Source organism: Levilactobacillus tongjiangensis (assembly GCF_003946345.1).
GTDB lineage: Bacteria > Bacillota > Bacilli > Lactobacillales > Lactobacillaceae > Levilactobacillus > Levilactobacillus tongjiangensis.
The window spans coordinates 11089-28990 of record NZ_RHNY01000007.1 but is presented as its reverse complement, the minus strand read 5'-3'; the positions used below and the strand labels follow the sequence as shown (position 1 = coordinate 28990).

The following is a 17902-nucleotide window of genomic DNA, read 5'->3' as shown; positions in this document are numbered from 1 at the left end:
CGTCTATGAAACGTGTACGAGAGTTAACGTTCCTGCAATTTTTTGGCTACTTAGCATTGGTGCTAGGCCTATTGATTGAGTTATACGCCTTATTCGATAATCCCGGTAGTCGCGTTAGTGGCGATGATATGTTTGGGGGAGCCGTGGTTTTAGGAATCGCGGTTGCCTTCATCCACAGCCCACACCTACCCTTCAACCTAATCTTAATTACCCTCAGTACCCTCGGTTTTGCTGACTTCACGTTTATCCATACTCACAGTTGGCTCTGGACGATTATTCTGGCAATTGCCGTGGCAGCGTTCTTGATTTACTTTTTTGGCATCCGCAACGACGTTCGCCGGCGACAAAGCGAGTGGTTTCACTTTTAGATTGGCAACTGACTGTATAATCTCTTGACCACAAATCTTCATTAGGATTGAGACAAACGTCTCGGTCCTTTTTTGTTTTCAACTAAAGTTCGAACGATTTTAAATGCCGGTTAAGCAACTTAGTATTCCCCTATCGCCTTACCGGTCGCCAGATATGGGCTGGAGCGGTGCGGACACAACTTGAAGCCTCGAAAGTACCGAGTCTTCAAGCTTGGTCTTCTGCTAAGCCAGTAGGAAAATCGCCTACTGACAAAGCAAAACGACGCGCCTGAGCCCATATCTGGCGACCTCTCGGCTCACACAGCATTTTACTATCAGCTCTGTCTGCCTTCAGTGAAACTATCATGATTCTCACTAAGCCCTTTTGGTGAGAATCATGTTACACCACAATCGTAACCAGAGAAGGCCAGATATGTAGCCAGCCGTGAAAGTGGTGTTTGCTGGTGCTCTTCCAGCTTACAGCACAGGCGACTTTGAAGACACGGGGTCTTCGTGGCTTCAAATCGAGCGAGAAGCCCGTTCTTTGGCTGAAGCGTCCCCACAGCTGGCTACATCTCTGGTCTTCGGAGTGCGACTAATTTCGAAATACCAATTTGTTTCAACAGAAATTCACCACAAAAAGAACCAGGCCAACCCGAAGGTTGACCTGGTTCCCTGCTTGATAAACTACAAGTGACTGTAGTCATGTAATCATTATGATTACCGTAGATTAAGATGAAACAGCCGGAATAATTCCGGCCCCGGGGCGGTATCCTACCGCATTAATCGCTAACCACTTTAGGAATGCGTGGCCGCACTGGTTGTTCAATGGCGGAATGCACGTTTACCTGCGTAACCGTTCGTTTCCCCATTGTGGCCCATGACAGACCTATGGTAATCGCTAAGAGCACCACTGCCATGATTAAGCCTGTAATCACGCGTTTTAGATTCATTCCGTCACCTCGCTAGTTGTTAGCGGTTTAAATCTATCAACTAGCTTAACGACTCAATGTCACAAACCCATGACAGGCTGACGAAGTTCTGTTAACAATTCGATGAAGGTTCCTTTAAGCGCTACTTCACCGATTATCATATTGTGTACTAGTTTACGCAACTTTGGACAGTTCATCAAGTGAATTACAAAAAAACTTCCAGAAACTGGGACTTATTTCGCCGCTTTTTGAAAACTTTAGTATAATGAACATGTGCAGTCATTACGATTATCATTTGGAGGGATTCTATGAGTCAAGAATTGAACGATCTGGCCGAAGCAATCATTGCCTACCAAAAGAAATACGATAAAACGGACGGCGAGATGGCCTTCGGGTCACGAATTTCTGTTGAGAAGTTCCACGCAATCAAATCCGGCGAACTGCAACCCACTAGTGATGAACAAAAATCGCTAAAGAGTTTCATCACAGCAAAACCACGTTAATTATCAAAGGCGTCGAGACTATGTCTCGGCGCCTTTTTTGGACACTCATCAATTCTTTAAAAATTCAGAATGACAAAACTGCCCCATGCTCAGATAAATCCTTGCAACACTTCATTGTGAAAGAAAACAACATCAGCCAGAAGAGGACAACATCATTCTTCAATCATGAATTAAGTTTGGACCAAACCGTTCGGTACGTGGCAGCCGTGTTTTCATCAAAAGCCACCAACCGCACGCGTTGAATTGTCGACGTGTGCGCCAAGAAATCAGCAATGGCCTCACCGGCCACCGCCGCGGCCTCCTCTACCGGATAACCATACACACCAGTACTAATAGACGGAAAGTCCACCGTCTGGCAATCGTGGGCGGCTGCTAACTTCAGGCTATTGCGATAACAGCTGGCCAATAACGTGGCCTCCTGATGATCGCCGCCCCGCCAAACGGGGCCCGGCGTGTGAATTACCCATTTAGCGGGTAACTTGAATCCCGGTGTGATCTTTGCCTCACCGGTTAGACAACCGTCGAGTGGCGCACAGGCCGCAAACAGCTCAGGACCGGCTGCGCGATGAATTGCACCGTCCACGCCGCCACCGCCTAACAAAGTCGTATTCGCGGCGTTCACAATCGCATCTACCTGGCTCAACGTAATGTCTCCTTGAATCACCGTAAAATCTGCCACACTGCTCACTCCTTTGACCAGGGCCAATGCCACCGTTTCTTCTTAGCACTAGTCCCGTCCCGTTTCTCTAATCGTTTCATACCCTCACGGTACGGATTGGCGTAGAGTGAATTCAAATTGAGCTTTGCCGATGCCGGTTGCGACTCACTGGACTGACGATACGGTCGCAGATCTGTCTGACATTGCGGACAGACATCATCGGTTACCGTGACGGCCGCGCCACAATGCGGGCAAAACTTTAATTCTTCAGCCATGCATTGCCTCCTACTTTCGCCGTTGTTTGTGCGCACGATTACGTGCTGCGTTACGTTCTCTCGTCGCAGCGGCATTCTTTTCAGCTTCACGTTGTCGCTGTTCCGCCGCGGCTTGCCGTTGTTTTTCCGCGGCCGCTTTCCGTTGCTCAGCAACCCGCCGTTTAGCTTGACTGCGAGCGCTGAAGTAGCTCCACGCACCGACCGCTAAGAAGGCTACGATAATTTGCAAAGGCACCATCGCCCAATTAACGTGCTTGGCAAACCACAAATCATAGATGATCAGTAGCACTGACATGGCCCCAACAACGGAACACGTGTCGCGCAACCACCGGGGTATCTGTCGCCATTTCATCTTGTAAGCTCCTTATGTAGGGTGTCGCCAAGACTGACGACACCTGATAACGACGTTAAATCTCGCCTTCAACTCGCAACTGGTGTTCCACCAGATACGCATCGAGATAGCCAAAATCAATTTCTTCAATGTCGGCGATCCGCAGGGCCTTCCCAACCTGGTCCAATTGATTATCCTCTAATTCATGGAAGATGAACCGCTCGGCACCCACGTCGCTCGGATAACCCAACATACTGTCACCTTTGTGGGCCTTCACCCGAATAACCGTTTGAAAAGCTGCGGCTTGCGTCAGTCGTGAACTGAACTGTTCTTCCGTCGGGTCAAACAGCCGCTCGTCGTTTAAAACCGGCTGAATGTGTTGCTTACTGCTCTGATTGATTTTAGTGAATAGGCTGACCGTTTGTAGATAGTCCGATTCCAGCACGATGGCGTGCAGCGCATCAATTCTGGTTAACGTGTACCCGCCAAACTGACCGGTCATGTCGACCAGGTTCATAATCACAGAATCCCCAGCGACCACATTGATCCGACCAACAAAAAACATGTCATGATTATGTTGGGGAATCAGTGCCACCAACTTATCCTTTTCTGCGAGTTCTTGGAGCTGGGGACGGAAAACGTCCTCATCAGTCAGTGCCACTTGCGCAACGTGCTGCATTTTTTTAAGCTGGGGTAACGCCGCCCCTTGCAAGGATAACTCTTGCCCTTGGAACTCGATAACTTCGATATCCTCGGGGTTGACGTGTAAAGTGGACTGGTCACTGTAGTCAAATTTATTTAACAACTTAATCGTGACCTGATCCGTCACAACACTAGTGACCTGGCCTTCGTAGAAACGATTGTCATTGCGCAATACCAGCATGAGGACCAGCTGATCAACCCAAGCCTGACTGAGAATCTGTCCCCGAATATCCCGGCGAGCGTCCAACTTTAGCGTTTGGCCACCCACTTGATTAAAGTGTTCGATCTGCGCCGTCTGAATTCGAAAAGCCATGTTATCCAGGTCGTCGCTGGCAAATTCAACCTCATCAACGATTTTCAAATCTAAGAAGACCGCACCATCCGCTAATCCATAATCATCGTAGGTTGCTAAAGCAATACCAGTTTCCCCTACGGCAGTCACATAACCCGTGTACACGACGTCCTGGGTCGTTTGATAAACGTTAACCAGTAATCGCTGAGCTAACGCACGGTTTAAGTCATTTACGATTGAATTCACATGACGACCCCCTCTAAATATTATTCTGAAAATCTTACCATATTCTGCGCAAAATAGCCCGTTTAAAAGACTTGTTTTATGACACAGCTGTGCTTAAAAACTTTTCCAGCTGTTCACCCTTCATGCCAGCGCTAAGGCCAACTAAGAGCTTGATCCGCGCCTTTTGACCGTTCAGGCCTTGGCAAAGCATCATGCCCATCTTGCGCAGGCCGATTCCGCCACCCTCGTATCCATAGATGTCTTCAGCGACGCCATTATAGCACCGAGAAACCAAAACTAAAGGAATATGCCGGTCAAGCAAACGTTGAATGGCTGGTAAGGTCACTGGGGGTACATTCCCGGCACCTAAGCCTTCAATCACTAAACCTGCCGTTTGATCATTGTCTAAGCAATCAAACAAAGCCGTATCCATCCCCGCGTATGCCTTGATCAAGTAAACGTGATCAATAACGTGGTCAATATCACACGTAGTTTTTTGAATTAATTGTTGGAAGTAAATCGGATGCCCATTAGCAACCAGGCCGATTGGGCCAAAGGTTGGGGTCCGGAAGGTAGCCACGTTGGTAGTATGGGTCTTCGTCACGTAACGCGCGGTATGAATTTCATCGTTCATGACGACCATGACACCGTTGTCCCGTGAAGCATCATCAGCTGCCACTTCAATGGCCGTCTGGAAATTATGTAAGCCATCAGAACCAACTTGATTGGAGGAACGCATTGCCCCAGTAACCACAACTGGAATCGTGCTAGGCAACGTCAAATCCAAGAAATAAGCTGTTTCTTCAAGCGTATCGGTCCCGTGGGTGACAACTACCCCGTCAATACCATCCGCTTCGGCCGCCATGATGCGCTCCTTGATCTTTAACATTTCCACCGGAGTCATGTGCGGAGAAGGCAGGTTAAATAATTCGTCCGTGTGTAATTGCACACGACCTTCCATAATCGTTTCCTGCTGCGCAATAGGATTCTGCGCGTTTGGAACGACCTCGCCCTTCTCGTTTTGCGACATAGAGATGGTACCACCTGTATGGATAGCTAAGATTTTCTTCACAACAGTCAACTTCTTTCTAAATTTAGTTTGTTACTATAACTAATTCGTTACCCACATTGTACCGCATCTGCGCTACAATTTAGTTAGAATTTAGAAAGGATGCTGGTGAAAAATGCTAAAAGATAATGATTCCGACAAATATTACAAACCAGGTCCCCACGTTCATCCCAAAAAATATAGTTCTTCCGGCGGTTTAGCCGACTGGGGCCCCCTACTGACTTGGTTTGGTGACGTTTTCAAAAAGCTCTGGCAAAAATTAAAAAAGTAATGCCGCAGGTTGTTATTTTGAATTGCGCGTGGTAAGGTAAATGACATTCTATTAAAAAAATAAGTGATTGCCTATATAATGCCAAAATAAGGTTGGCGAGTTTCTACCCAGAGCCGTAAACTCTGGACTATAAGCAAATTGAGGACGAAACTCTTTTTGCCGATGAAAGAGTTCGTCGGCAGAGTTTTCATTTAGCCCCCTTTTTGCAAGGGAGCTTTTTTTGTTTCCAAAATGACCTTGGCGGCGTATGGACATCACGAGAAGGAGGAAACATTCTTGCAGTCCACAAAATCCGCTTCAACCACTCCGTCATCAGCCAATACCCAGCCACTTTCCATGTGGCGGGCCGCCATTCTAGGTTTCCAGCACTTATTAGCGATGTATTCTGGTGACGTCATCGTTCCCTTACTGATTGGTGGTGCGCTCCACTTTAACGCCATGCAAATGGCCTACTTAATCAGTGCGGATATCTTTATGTGTGGGGTTGCAACCCTTCTCCAACTGAAACGGACCCCCTTAACGGGAATTGGGTTACCCGTTGTCTTAGGATGTGCCGTTCAGGCCGTCACGCCCCTCAGCGCTATTGGTAATCAGTATGGTGTGGGCGTCATGTACGGCGCCATTATCAGTGCCGGCATCTTCATCCTCCTGATTTCCGGTTGGTTTTCTAAAATCAAAAATTTCTTTCCACCAGTCGTCACGGGTTCGCTGATCACTATCATTGGGTTCACGTTGATTCCAGTTGGGTTCCAGGACCTCGGTGGCGGGGACGCGACAGCTAAGAACTTTGGCGACCCCAAGATGCTCCTAGTTGGTTTTCTGACAATGGGGATCATCCTCGGGTTGAACGCATTTGCTAAGGGCTTTTTAAAGTCCCTTGCCATCCTTGCCGGCATCCTGATTGGAACCTTCATTGCTGGAGCAATGGGAATGGTTTCCTTAAAGGCAGTTGGCCAGGCTAGCTGGTTCCACCTGCCCCAATTTTTCTACTTTGGAACGCCCAAATTTGAGTGGTCCTCAATTTTAACCATGATTCTAGTTTCCCTGACCACCATGGTAGAGTCAACCGGCGTGTTCTTTGCACTGGGCGATCTAACCGGCCACAAGATTGGCTCTCAGGACCTAAAACGGGGCTACCGCGCTGAAGGTCTCGCCGTAATTCTAGGCGGCCTCTTCAACACATTCCCCTACTCAACTTTCTCCGAAAACGTGGGGGTTGTTCAGCTATCCGGTGTCAAAACGCGGCAGCCTCTGTATTTTTCAGCAGCGTTTCTCATGTTGCTGGGTCTGCTCCCTAAGATTGGCGCACTGGCCACGGTTATCCCCGATGCCGTGTTAGGTGGCGCCATGATCGTGATGTTTGGGATGGTCGGGGTCCAAGGCATTCGGATGCTCCAGCAAGTGGATTTCAAGGACAACAACAATCTGTTAGTCTCTGCCATTTCAATTGGTCTGGGCCTAGGCGTAACCGTCTACCCACAAATCTTTCAAGCGATGCCGCAATCCTTACAGATTGTTCTTAATAACGGCGTCGTCATCGGGAGTTTCTCGGCCGTCCTCTTAAACATCATCTTCAATATGCGACCACACCGGGCAACTGCGCCGGCCCAAGTACAGGTCAACAGCGAGGCCCAACTACAGAATAAATAGATTCCTTACAAGAAGCTGGTCAAGCCAAAAAGCTTGACCAGTTTTTAATTTCAGAAAGCCCCCATCACCAGCAATTCCACCATGCAATTTTATGATTAACATTATATCTTATTCATCGTAGAAACGACTTTGTTCGCCAGTTTTTTCATGGTAAACTAGTTATATTCATCGACGGGCAAGCTACCCGTGTCTCAGCTAGTCGCCACGTGACAACAACCTTACCAAGCGCGCCCATCTTCTTAGTTTCGCGAGTATCTGCGCGTATAATGAGGATATTAATTCGGATAGGAGTATTGCCCATGCTAAGCATTCAACATATCAGTAAACACTTTGAGACCGTTAAAGCGCTAAACGACGTGAGCTTTGACGTCCCCAACGGTCAAATTTTGGGTTTGATCGGCCAAAACGGTGCCGGTAAATCAACCACGTTTCACAGTATCCTCAACTTCATTCAATACGAGGGCCAAATTCAATGGCAAGGCCACTCCCTTTCCGCCGACGATTTCAATCAGATTGGTTACCTGCCTGAGGAACGGAGTCTCATGACCAAGTTGACGATTGAACAGCAAATTATTTACTTGGCCCGGCTCAAAGGGCGCTCAGCCAAAGAGATTCGTCCCCAGATTGATGATTGGCTAACTCGTTTCGCCGTTAAAGGCACTAGAAAAAGCAAAATCAAGGATCTCTCCAAAGGTAATCAGCAAAAGGTTCAGTTGATCTGTACCCTGATCCATGAACCCAGTCTGCTGATTTTGGATGAGCCCTTCAGTGGTTTGGATCCTGTCAATGCAGACCTACTTAAACAAGCCATCTTGGCAGCTAAGGACCGCGGCGCAGCAATCATTTTTTCCAGTCACGATATGGAAAACGTCTCTGCGTTATGTGACCAACTGGTTATGCTTCGTAAGGGCGACGTGGTTCTGCACGGAACGTTGGATGAAGTCCGCAATCAATTCGGTAAGTCTGAACTTTACGTCACCACGGACTGGTCACAGTCTCAATTGGCCGACCTTCCTCACGTGCAAACCGTTGAGTCCCGGCATGGTCGTCACTACCTCTTACACCTGGACGATCCCGCTGCAGGTCCAGCCATCTTTGATGCGCTGACCCAGGGCCACTACATTGAAGAATTCAGTCAACAACCACCTTCGCTGGACGCTATCTTCCGTATGAAAGTGGGTGAAACGAATGTCTAAAACCTGGATTGTCACCTTTGAAACGTACCTCCGCCAGATTAAATCCTGGAGCTTCCTATTCATGATCCTCGGCCCCTTCCTGATGGTTGGCCTAACCATTGGTATCAGTTACGTAAGTGCTAACAGTACCTCGAAGAGCCGCGAAATCGCCGTCATTAGTGATTCACGGCCAATGCGTCAGGCTTATCTGCAACAGAATTCCAACAACGTTAATCGTAAAATTCAAACTACCAAAGCGGCCAAGGCTGCCATGGCTGACAACCAATTGGCGGGTTATCTAACATTTAAAACGTCCGGGCAACCCGTTCAGGGCGACTACCACGGTAATAACGCGATGGGGACGGGACTCAAGGCCCAGGTCCAGAACTTTTTAACTGGTTACCAACAAGCCCAGAACTACCAACAAGCTAAGCTGACGCCTAAACAGCAGAAATTACTAGCTCGCACACCGGTACTCAAGACCCACATCGTCTCGAAGAATGGGACGGCCAACTTAGCTAAGATTATTTCCTTCTGGGTTCTGGTCACTTTGATTTACATTATCTTGATTACGTACTCGTCCATCACGGCGCAAGAAATTGCGTCAGAAAAAGGGACGAAGATTATGGAAATCATCTTCTCCAGTACCACGGCAACGAGCTACTTTGTGGGTAAGATATTAGGGATTCTGTTGGTGATTGCCACCCAGATTATTATCTACCTGTGCGGTGGTTGGGCCGGTTACGCGATTGCTACGAGAAATGCGACAGTCAGTCCCTTGATTACACAAAATCAATCATTGATCGATACGGTGATTCACAACCTGTTGGGTCTGAACCTCCTGTATCTGTTCTTAGGGGTCATTATCTACACGATTCTCGCGGCCTACTCAGGTGCTCTGGTGGCTCGGGCCGAGGATGCTTCCAAGGCGGCTCAACCCGTCATTATGTTGGGGATGTTTGGCTTCTTTGCCACCTTCCCCTTCCAAAATAACATGGACGCGTTCCTGGTAAAAATTCTCTCCTACGTGCCATTCTTCTCGTCATACTTTATGCCGATGCGAATCATTAACGGTCACGTTGGCCTAGGCGAGCAACTCTCATCGCTGGCTGTTTTGATTGTCGCGATTGCCCTATTTTCTGTCTACATTGGGAAGCAATACCAACGTTTGATGCTACAGACGGATAGTCAAAGTCTCTGGCAACACCTGTTCCACAGCATTCGCCACCGTTAAACCACGAACTACCCATTAACTTTTGGCACTAGAGTGCTATAATAAGTGGGTAGTTTTTTTGGGCCCTTAGCTCAGCTGGGAGAGCGCCTGCTTCGCATGCAGGAGGTCGTCGGTTCAAATCCGGTAGGGTCCATTGCGTGAGTTTCAGGAAGTAAAATACAGCTTGTAAACAGCGGTATTAATGCATTCTCAATTTTTACTATTTTTACTGGTAACCGGCACACAAGAATCATCATGCAAGGGCGGTGGGAACTGTTAGCTTAATGGCTAGCAGTTTTTTATTTCACTTCTTCCGAATGCATAGCCGTACAAAAGCCCCCGACCATCAATTGAGGCCGAGAGCTTTTAGATACTGATACTATTAATTTATTTTCAAACATTCCGCAACATGTTTCCTTGTAGCATCGTCCTTAAACCATATCCCCATTGACTTCGTTGCCCTAGATAGCAGGACACTATAAGTATTCAGTATTAGCAAAGTAATGATTCGACGATCACCCTTGGCAGCATCTAAGAGTTCATTGATTTCATACTGCTCCCCTTGCCACTGAACCTTATTACCTTTGCTTTTTCTATTAACCGTAAAAGTTAGTTTTAAATATAGATAGTTGACTATTTGAATTATATCAAAGTGTGCCATATGAAATGTCAATTCATTTTACCCATTTCAATCGACGACTAATCTCGAAAATTGGTAAATTACTAACCGACAAGGGCCTCACTTTTGAGCTTAAATTTGATTACTTAAATTGTCTAATCTATCTCGTATTTTGTTCGTAACTTGATCTGTTTTATTTTTTATAGTCTTATGTAACTCAAAATTCCGCTCTATTCCCTTCAAACTTGTAGCAAAATCCTTCATAGATTCCATAAACCATCTATATGTAAAAAGATCATGCAACTCACTCATGCTTTTAGAAATCATTTCTAATTCACTGTTGACATCTTTAGAGTAAAATGGAGCGTCTTCGCGTCTAATTTTAGAAAAATTGTTAAACGCTTGAGCAAACTCCCTATCCCTTTTCTTCATAATTTTTAACTTTTCATCTGTTTTTTCTGGCAAATTATCCATAATTGGCTGTAATAAGTTCGAAGTATCGTATGCTTCAACTAAGCTTTTGGATAGTTCTCTATAAATCTCTAATTCCAAATCAAATCGTTTTTGACTAACGTGGGACTTATCATTCAATTTATGCTTCAACGATTCCAATTCTTTCTCAGTATTTTTTCTTGATTGTTCTGCATCATGTTGTTTGGCTATAGTCCAAATTCCCCCACAAATAGTAGTAAACCATAGAAAAGGGCTCATTTGACTAAAAATATCTACAGCTAGCTTCCACATTTTTCTTTTCACCTCTATTTCTTATGGGTGTAATACACGATATGGGCGGAAGTTTTTACGTCATTATCAACGACATTAATCTGCCGGGCAATCGCAGTGTGGTGCTTGTGAGTGGTCCGTTTCAGATACAGATTGGCCCCACCAGAGTTTTGACCGAGATACCAAAAGCCATGCTTACTGCTAGGTGCGGAAAACGTTAAGTAACTAGTTGTTTTCGAAAGCCACTTATTACCGTTGACGGCAACGACCGTTTTGTATTTACCGCGGCGGTAGGTGGATAACCGAAAGCTGTGGCGATTGATCTTCAGTCGCTGATGGTTCTTCTTATTCCAGAGGTACCAGGTTCCCCGCAGTGCACTAGGAATTGTCGGCGCTTGACGGGCGGCACTGGCCGTCGTGGGGGACAGCACGGTTAGGGTCAACGTTGCTAGTAGTAGCAGTAAAACTAGCTTGAACTTTTTCATAGGTAAATCCTCCTCGCAATAGTAAAAGTATACCACTGGTAACGAGGGGAAACGATTCGAATAAAAATAGTCAAATTGTGTACCAGTTATGAAAAACTATTAGGTTATGCTTGGTGCTAGTTGATTAGATTTGTACAAAAATAGCCCAACAAGGCTACACTTTGTAATTACGGCCAATCTGTACGATTGCCCACAAACCAACCCCATCCTCAAAACCATGTTACAAATCCAAAAGTAACAATTATTGATTTTTGTCACTTCTAAGTGTAGAATGACCTTAATCAAAAAAATTACTGAAACAGACAGTGGAATTATTTATCCACAACCAATACCCCCAAGTGCAAAGCACCCCACTGACTTTGCTGGAAAGGACCTATTCTAATGACTTCATACATTGACGTACCAACTAAAACTCTGGTTACCCCGACGAACAAAACTTTTGCCTACCGTGAGATTGGCGTGAGCTCCGAGGTGCCAGTAATTGGGTTGATTCACCTTTCCGGTAATCTCGATAACTGGGATCCTACCGTCATCGATGGCCTTGCCCAGGAACACCACTTGATTCTGCCCGATTACCAGGGCGTTGGTGGTTCAGGTGGTAAAGCAGCGCCAACGATTCAAGGAATGGCCAAAGAGATTCGTGAATTCATCCATGCACTTGGCTTCAAACAAATTGACTTATTTGGCTTTTCAATGGGCGGCTTCGTTGCGCAAGAAGTCATCAATCAAGAACCAACGTTGATTCGTCGAGCTCTGTTGACCGGAACCGGCCCCCGCGGCGGTCAGGGGATTCGAAACGTAACTAAAATTTCTGACAAATCCCTAGCGAAGGCCATCTTCACCTTCACTGATGTGAAAACCTACCTGTTCTTCACCCGCACCAATAATGGTAAGCACGAAGCTGCCGAATTCTTAAAGCGTATCAAGACCCGACAGACGAACCGGGACCGTTCAATCGGTTGGCCCGCTTACCGAACACAACTGAAAGCCATCAACCAATGGGGCTCTGAGCAACCAATTGATTTTTCCAAACTGGAAATTCCAGTGCTGGTCGCAAACGGTGATCATGATGCAATGGTCCCCACGAAACCAAATAGTTATGACCTGGCCAAAGCCTTCCCCAACAGTAAACTCGTCATCTATCCAGATGCCGGCCACGCGGGCGTCTTCCAATTTAGTGCCGACTTCGTTAAACAAGCTAACCAGTTTCTAAAATAATCACCCACACGTTCTGAATGCCCTGAATGGTCCCCCCTCTTAATTCATGGGCCCACCTTGAAACGGCTCACCTGACTATTTTTAAAAATCAGCTCTCGACTATCACACCAAGTCGGGAGCTTTTTGGTACTTGTGTATCGCCTTCATGGAGAAGGCTGACCAACTTCTTCGGGCGCCTTTTCTTAACTGCCGCCAAACCATCTCCATTTTCTGATGGTTTCCATCAATTATTATTTAAATTGAAAATAATGATGAAAACAACCTGTCCGTAGCGTATTATAGAAATACTGCTGTCTTTTAGCCATCACCGGTGGTCGGTGGGCGCTGACATGAACGGTAAGAAAAATATTATGTGGAGTTGAAATCATGCATTATTCTTTATTGGTTCGGTGCATTGCCGAATTCATTGGGACGGCCATCATGGTTGCCCTCGGTAACGGATCCGTTGCCAACGTCGAGTTAAAAAATACCAAAGGTTACCACGGTGGGTGGGTCCTGATTGGGTTTGGTTATGGTATTGGGGTCATGATTCCAGCCCTAATGTTCGCCACGATTTCCGGTGCCCAGATCAATCCCGCAATGACGATTGCCAGTGCCGTTGCCGGTAGTTTCCCCTGGCAAGAGGTGCTGCCATACGTGGTCGCTCAACTACTAGGCGCCATTTTCGGCCAACTAGCAGTGGTCTTGGCCTACAAACCCTTCTACGACCGGACAACGGATACGGAAGCAATCCTGGGAACCTTCTCTACGATTGACGCAGCCAACAGCCAATTGAACGGATTCATTAACGAATTCTTGGGAACTTTCCTGTTAGTTCTCGGAGCCGTCGCCATGACCGCCGACAAAGTCGACCCCCGCGCTGATTTTATTGGATTAGGTTTCTTGGTTATGTGTCTGGTCGTCTCCCTTGGTGGTGCGACTGGTCCAGCTCTGAACCCTGCTCGAGATATTGGTCCTCGTCTACTCCACGCCATCTGGCCATTTCCCCACAAGGGTAGTTCACAATTTGCCTACAGTTGGGTGCCTATCGTCGCGCCAATTGCTGGTGCAACCGCAGCTACACTCCTATACAAGGGCATTTTCTAAACTAACTAATAGCTTAAAACTAAGCGTGCGACTCCCGTTGCTTAACGAGAGTCGCACGTTTTCATTTTCAGAGATTTTTCGACAGCCTTGCAAGCGTTTACTATGGCCCGATATTAGTAGCAATTTTCATGAAACCGCCGCTCTCATCCCCTTATCAGCCTAGCTTGACTTACCCCCATCAAACCAATCGACCACCCTGTTTATTTCCTCCCTTAATTATCAGCGGGGCGGTCCTGCTTTTTTCATATCTTTTTCACGGTAAACTCGATATAATCAAAGAGGTTGCGGGTTTTTCCCAACCAAAATTCATTTACCAGAGGAGGTAGCCTGATGACCCAACCAATTATTGAGCTGAAACATGTCACCAAGCGATACGGAACCAACACCATTCTAAAGAACGTTGACCTAACGCTTGAGCCCGGGACGTTTTACACGCTTCTCGGACCGTCAGGCTGCGGCAAAACAACGATTTTAAGGATTATTGCCGGTTTCAGTGACGCCACTGAAGGGGACGTGCTCTTTGCGGGGAAGCGCCTGAACAAAGTCCCTGCCAACCAACGAAACATTAATACGGTCTTTCAAGAATACGCGCTCTTCCCCCACATGACCGTGGCGGAAAACGTGGCCTTCGGACTGACCCTGAAAAAGATGCCCAAGGCAGAAATTGCCGAGCGAGTCGCCAAGGCTCTAAAGCTGGTCCAGCTGGCCGACTACGGTGATCGCGACATCAGTGCCCTTTCCGGTGGCCAACAGCAACGAATTGCCATTGCCCGGGCCATTGTCATGCAGCCCAAAGTTCTGCTCTTAGACGAGCCCCTATCGGCCTTAGACGCCAAGCTCCGTCGAGAGATGCAGTACGAACTGCGTGACCTGCAGCAACGACTCGGCATTACCTTTCTCTTCGTGACGCATGACCAAGAAGAAGCCCTGGCTATGAGTGACGAGATTTTCGTCATGAACCAAGGTGAGGTCCTACAGAGCGGCACCCCGGAGGACATCTACGACGAACCCATCAACCACTTTGTCGCCGACTTTATTGGCGAAAGTAACATTCTTCAAGGCAAAATGCTGGGAGACTTTCAGGTTGCCTTCGGTGGCCACGAGTTTGAATGTTCAGACGCTGGGATTCCAGCCGGTGAGCCCGTCGAAATCGTGATTCGCCCAGAAGACCTGAACCTCACCACGCCCGAAGAGGCCAAGCTGACCGTCACCATCGATACCCAGCTTTTCCGGGGCAACTATTACGAAATTGCCGCTACCGACAATCTAGGCAACGATTGGCAGATTCACTCCGTCAATCCGGCTGAAGATGGTGAAAATGTGGGCATCACTTTCCGACCACAGGACCTACACGTCATGCGTTTTGGTGAAAAGGAAGCCGAATTTGACGCGCGGCTAGAAACCTACGAGGAAACGGAGGACGAGACCATTGACGAAACGTAGAACGTGGCTCTACTTCATCCCCTATGGCCTGTGGTTAGCCCTCTTCGTCATTGCGCCGGTTGCGTTGATTATTTACCAGTCATTCTTTGATCTTGGCCATCATTTCACGCTGGGAAACTACAGCGCTTACTTCCAATCAGCAACCTACTTAAAAATGACCCTCAACTCGGTTTGGTATGCCTTCCTGATTACCCTCTTCACGGGCTTGATCAGCTACCCGACCGCTTACTTCTTACACGGACTGAAGCACCGCCAACTGTGGCTGTTGTTGGTCATTCTGCCCACCTGGATCAACATTCTACTGAAGGCCTACGCATTCATTGGTATCTTCAGTCAGGCCGGACTGGCCAACCAATTTCTCAGCTTTATTGGCATTGGACCGCAACAGATTCTGTTTACCAACGCGAGCTTTATTTTCGTGGCAACCTATATCCAGATTCCGTTCATGATTCTACCCATCTTTAACGCACTCGACGATTTGAATCCGGCATTCATCAATGCTAGTCAAGACCTAGGTGCCAGTGGCTGGCAGACGTTTAGCAAAGTCGTCTTTCCGTTGACCCTTCCCGGCGTCAAGGCCGGTGTTCAAGCCGTCTTCATTCCTTCACTCTCACTCTTCATGCTGACACGTCTGATTGGTGGGAATAAGGTTATTACCTTAGGGACGGCGATTGAAGAACATTTCCTGACGACGATGAACTGGGGAATGGGTTCAACGATTGGTGTGGTCCTGATTATTGCCATGGTCGTCGTCATGCTCCTGACCGGTGACCAGAAGCCGAAGGGAGGGACGCCACGATGAAACGAAAATTGGCTAACCTTTACCTAATTTTGGTCTTTATTATTTTGTACGCGCCTATCATTTTCCTGATCGTCTATTCCTTCAGTGAAGGCGAAACGATGACCAACTTCCACGGCTTCACGTGGAGTCACTACCACACGCTATTTACTGATCCCCGGATGCTGGCTATTGTGGCCAACACCTTGTTAGTTGCACTGCTCTCCTCACTGATTGCCACGCTGGTGGGAACTCTCGGAGCACTTGGTATTAACCGCACCACGAAACGGGTTACCCGCGAAGCATTGTTGACCATGAACAACGTTCTAATGGTCTCCCCCGATGTTATCATTGGGGCCAGCTTCCTAATCTTCTTCACGATGCTGGGAATTCCACTGGGATTCGGTTCCGTACTGATGAGTCACATTGCCTTTGAGATTCCCATTGTTGTGCTGATGGTGCTGCCCCGTCTGCGGGAAATGTCCTCCTCCATGCTGGATGCAGCCCAAGATTTGGGGGCAACGATGCGCCAACTGTTATCACGAGTCGTCATTCCGTTCATCTCACCGGGAATTTTTGCGGGATTCTTCATGGCCCTCACCTATTCACTTGATGACTTTGCCGTCACCTTCTTCGTAACCGGTAATGGGTTCTCAACCCTATCTGTAGAAATCTATTCACGGGCGCGGCAAGGCATCAACCTCGAAATCAACGCCCTATCCGGTGTCATGTTCTTATTCTCATTGCTACTCGTGGGTGGTTACTACTGGATTCAACAGGCCAGCCACCGTCACAAGCAACGTAAACGGGGGGTGACCTCATGAAACGTCTAATTAGTATTATCGTGGCCCTACTTGCCATCTGTGGACTACTGGGTTATTCCAGCGACCGCCTGCAGGCTTCGAGTGGGAGCACCGGTAGTCACGTGCTCAACCTCTACAACTGGGGGGATTACATCGATCCCGGCCTCCTGACAAAATTTCAAAAAGAAACGGGCTACCACGTTAACGTGGAAACCTTTGACAGTAACGAAGCCATGTATACCAAGATCAAACAAGGCGGCACCCAGTACGACCTGGCCATTCCCAGTGAATACATGGTGGCCAAAATGAAACGGGCTCACCTACTAAAACCACTAGATCAGCGGAAATTAACCGGTTGGCACAACTACGACCCACGCTTTTTAAATCAATCATTTGACCGCGGAAATCGTTACTCCATGCCCTATTTCTGGGGCACGCTAGGCATCATTTATAACGACAAGTACGTTCGAGCTAATGAGGTCCAACACTGGCAAGACCTGTGGTCCCCAAAGTTCCACGATAAAATCATGCTCATCGACTCCGCTCGCGACATCATGGGGATGGCATTGATTACACAAGGCCAATCCATGAATTCAACTGATCCAGCAACGTTGTCGGCCGCTGAAAAGAAGTTGAACAACCTAGCTCCTAACGTAAAGGCCGTCGTCGCTGATGAAATCAAAATGTACATGATTCAAAACGAAGCCCCGCTGGCCGTTGACTGGTCGGGAGAAGCAGCCGAAATGTTAGCCAACAATCCCCACCTCCACTACATTGTTCCTAGCGAAGGCAGTAACCTGTGGTTCGATAACCTCGTGATTCCTAAGACCGCAACGCATACCAAAGCCATTTACGCCTTCCTCAACTTTATGAGTGAACCACAAAATGCCGCGCAAAATGCAAAATACATTGGCTATGCCACGCCGAATAAGGCAGCGAAAGCGTTGCTTCCCCGCTCGGTTCGTGACGACCAACAATTCTACCCGAACCAGCAAACCTTGCAACACCTGCAGGTCTACCAAGACCTTTCACCGGCCAAGGTCCAGCTCTACAACGACCGTTACCTAGAATTCAAAATGCACCATTAACCCAAAAAACTCGTGA

At 47.5% G+C, this 17902-nt stretch carries 20 protein-coding genes, 1 tRNA gene and 1 riboswitch; of the genes, 13 read left to right on the top strand and 8 right to left on the bottom strand.

The window, feature by feature from the left end:
• The first annotated feature begins 5 nt into the window (after positions 1-5).
• Positions 6-368 (top strand): hypothetical protein, encoded by a 363-nt coding sequence (locus EKM75_RS05360; RefSeq protein ID WP_125692740.1) that lies wholly within the window; start codon positions 6-8, stop codon positions 366-368.
• A gap of 761 nt (positions 369-1129) precedes the next feature.
• Here EKM75_RS05360 and EKM75_RS12710 read toward each other — a convergent pair.
• Entirely contained in the window at positions 1130-1300 is a 171-nt protein-coding gene (locus EKM75_RS12710; RefSeq protein ID WP_164508734.1) for a hypothetical protein, read from the bottom strand.
• A 287-nt stretch (positions 1301-1587) separates the two neighbouring features.
• Here EKM75_RS12710 and EKM75_RS05355 point away from each other — a divergent pair, with 287 nt between their 5' ends.
• On the top strand, positions 1588-1782 hold the full coding sequence (locus tag EKM75_RS05355; RefSeq protein WP_125683059.1) for an LBP_cg2779 family protein: 195 nt from the start codon (positions 1588-1590) through the stop codon (positions 1780-1782).
• Between the two features lie 163 nt (positions 1783-1945).
• Here the strand turns inward: EKM75_RS05355 and EKM75_RS05350 are convergent, their stop codons facing one another.
• From EKM75_RS05350 to EKM75_RS05330, 5 genes are all read right to left on the bottom strand, one after another.
• A complete protein-coding gene (locus EKM75_RS05350; protein ID WP_125692738.1) occupies positions 1946-2461 on the bottom strand; it encodes an O-acetyl-ADP-ribose deacetylase in 516 nt (171 codons plus the stop codon).
• Positions 2462-2466: 5 nt separating this feature from the next.
• A complete protein-coding gene (locus EKM75_RS05345) occupies positions 2467-2715 on the bottom strand; it encodes a zinc ribbon domain-containing protein (RefSeq protein ID WP_125692736.1) in 249 nt (82 codons plus the stop codon).
• A 10-nt stretch (positions 2716-2725) separates the two neighbouring features.
• On the bottom strand, positions 2726-3067 hold the full coding sequence (locus tag EKM75_RS05340) for a hypothetical protein (RefSeq protein WP_125692734.1): 342 nt from the start codon (positions 3065-3067) through the stop codon (positions 2726-2728).
• Between the two features lie 55 nt (positions 3068-3122).
• Positions 3123-4286: a hypothetical protein gene (locus EKM75_RS05335; RefSeq protein WP_125692732.1), complete on the bottom strand. Its 1164-nt coding sequence runs from the start codon at positions 4284-4286 to the stop codon at positions 3123-3125.
• A gap of 76 nt (positions 4287-4362) precedes the next feature.
• Positions 4363-5346: an asparaginase gene (locus EKM75_RS05330; RefSeq protein ID WP_318530958.1), complete on the bottom strand. Its 984-nt coding sequence runs from the start codon at positions 5344-5346 to the stop codon at positions 4363-4365.
• Positions 5347-5449: 103 nt separating this feature from the next.
• Between EKM75_RS05330 and EKM75_RS12705 the strand changes: the two genes are divergently transcribed.
• The 5 genes from EKM75_RS12705 (at position 5450) to EKM75_RS05310 (ending at position 9797) form a co-directional block, all read left to right on the top strand.
• Positions 5450-5605, top strand: coding sequence for a hypothetical protein (locus EKM75_RS12705; RefSeq protein ID WP_164506425.1), 156 nt, complete (start codon positions 5450-5452; stop codon positions 5603-5605).
• A 51-nt stretch (positions 5606-5656) separates the two neighbouring features.
• A riboswitch (purine riboswitch) is annotated at positions 5657-5755 on the top strand.
• Between the two features lie 186 nt (positions 5756-5941).
• Positions 5942-7255, top strand: coding sequence for a nucleobase:cation symporter-2 family protein (locus EKM75_RS05325; RefSeq protein ID WP_125692944.1), 1314 nt, complete (start codon positions 5942-5944; stop codon positions 7253-7255).
• Positions 7256-7554: 299 nt separating this feature from the next.
• Entirely contained in the window at positions 7555-8451 is an 897-nt protein-coding gene (locus tag EKM75_RS05320) for an ABC transporter ATP-binding protein (RefSeq protein ID WP_125692731.1), read from the top strand.
• Positions 8444-9664 carry an ABC transporter permease gene (locus EKM75_RS05315; protein WP_125692729.1) on the top strand — a complete coding sequence of 407 codons (1221 nt, stop codon included), beginning with the start codon at positions 8444-8446 and terminating at the stop codon, positions 9662-9664. The genes EKM75_RS05320 and EKM75_RS05315 overlap by 8 nt, the downstream gene beginning before the upstream one ends.
• Before the next feature lie 60 nt (positions 9665-9724).
• A tRNA-Ala gene (locus EKM75_RS05310) sits at positions 9725-9797 on the top strand.
• Positions 9798-10394: 597 nt separating this feature from the next.
• Here the strand turns inward: EKM75_RS05310 and EKM75_RS05305 are convergent.
• On the bottom strand, positions 10395-11006 hold the full coding sequence (locus EKM75_RS05305) for a hypothetical protein (protein WP_125692727.1): 612 nt from the start codon (positions 11004-11006) through the stop codon (positions 10395-10397).
• 14 nt (positions 11007-11020) lie between these two features.
• Positions 11021-11470 (bottom strand): hypothetical protein, encoded by a 450-nt coding sequence (locus EKM75_RS05300; protein WP_125692725.1) that lies wholly within the window; start codon positions 11468-11470, stop codon positions 11021-11023.
• Between the two features lie 381 nt (positions 11471-11851).
• Here EKM75_RS05300 and EKM75_RS05295 point away from each other — a divergent pair, with 381 nt between their 5' ends.
• From EKM75_RS05295 to EKM75_RS05270, 6 genes are all read left to right on the top strand, one after another.
• On the top strand, positions 11852-12688 hold the full coding sequence (locus tag EKM75_RS05295; protein ID WP_125692723.1) for an alpha/beta fold hydrolase: 837 nt from the start codon (positions 11852-11854) through the stop codon (positions 12686-12688).
• A gap of 366 nt (positions 12689-13054) precedes the next feature.
• The gene (locus tag EKM75_RS05290) at positions 13055-13774 is read left to right on the top strand and encodes an MIP/aquaporin family protein (protein WP_125692721.1); all 720 of its coding nucleotides are present in this window, start codon (positions 13055-13057) and stop codon (positions 13772-13774) included.
• Positions 13775-14104: 330 nt separating this feature from the next.
• Entirely contained in the window at positions 14105-15217 is a 1113-nt protein-coding gene (locus tag EKM75_RS05285; RefSeq protein WP_125692719.1) for an ABC transporter ATP-binding protein, read from the top strand.
• Positions 15204-16019 carry an ABC transporter permease gene (locus EKM75_RS05280; RefSeq protein WP_125692717.1) on the top strand — a complete coding sequence of 272 codons (816 nt, stop codon included), beginning with the start codon at positions 15204-15206 and terminating at the stop codon, positions 16017-16019. Before EKM75_RS05285 ends, EKM75_RS05280 begins: the two co-directional genes overlap by 14 nt.
• Entirely contained in the window at positions 16016-16819 is an 804-nt protein-coding gene (locus EKM75_RS05275) for an ABC transporter permease (RefSeq protein WP_125692715.1), read from the top strand. Before EKM75_RS05280 ends, EKM75_RS05275 begins: the two co-directional genes overlap by 4 nt.
• Complete coding sequence (locus EKM75_RS05270; RefSeq protein WP_125692713.1) at positions 16816-17886, top strand: ABC transporter substrate-binding protein; 1071 nt, start codon at positions 16816-16818, stop codon at positions 17884-17886. The genes EKM75_RS05275 and EKM75_RS05270 overlap by 4 nt, the downstream gene beginning before the upstream one ends.
• Positions 17887-17902 lie beyond the last annotated feature (16 nt).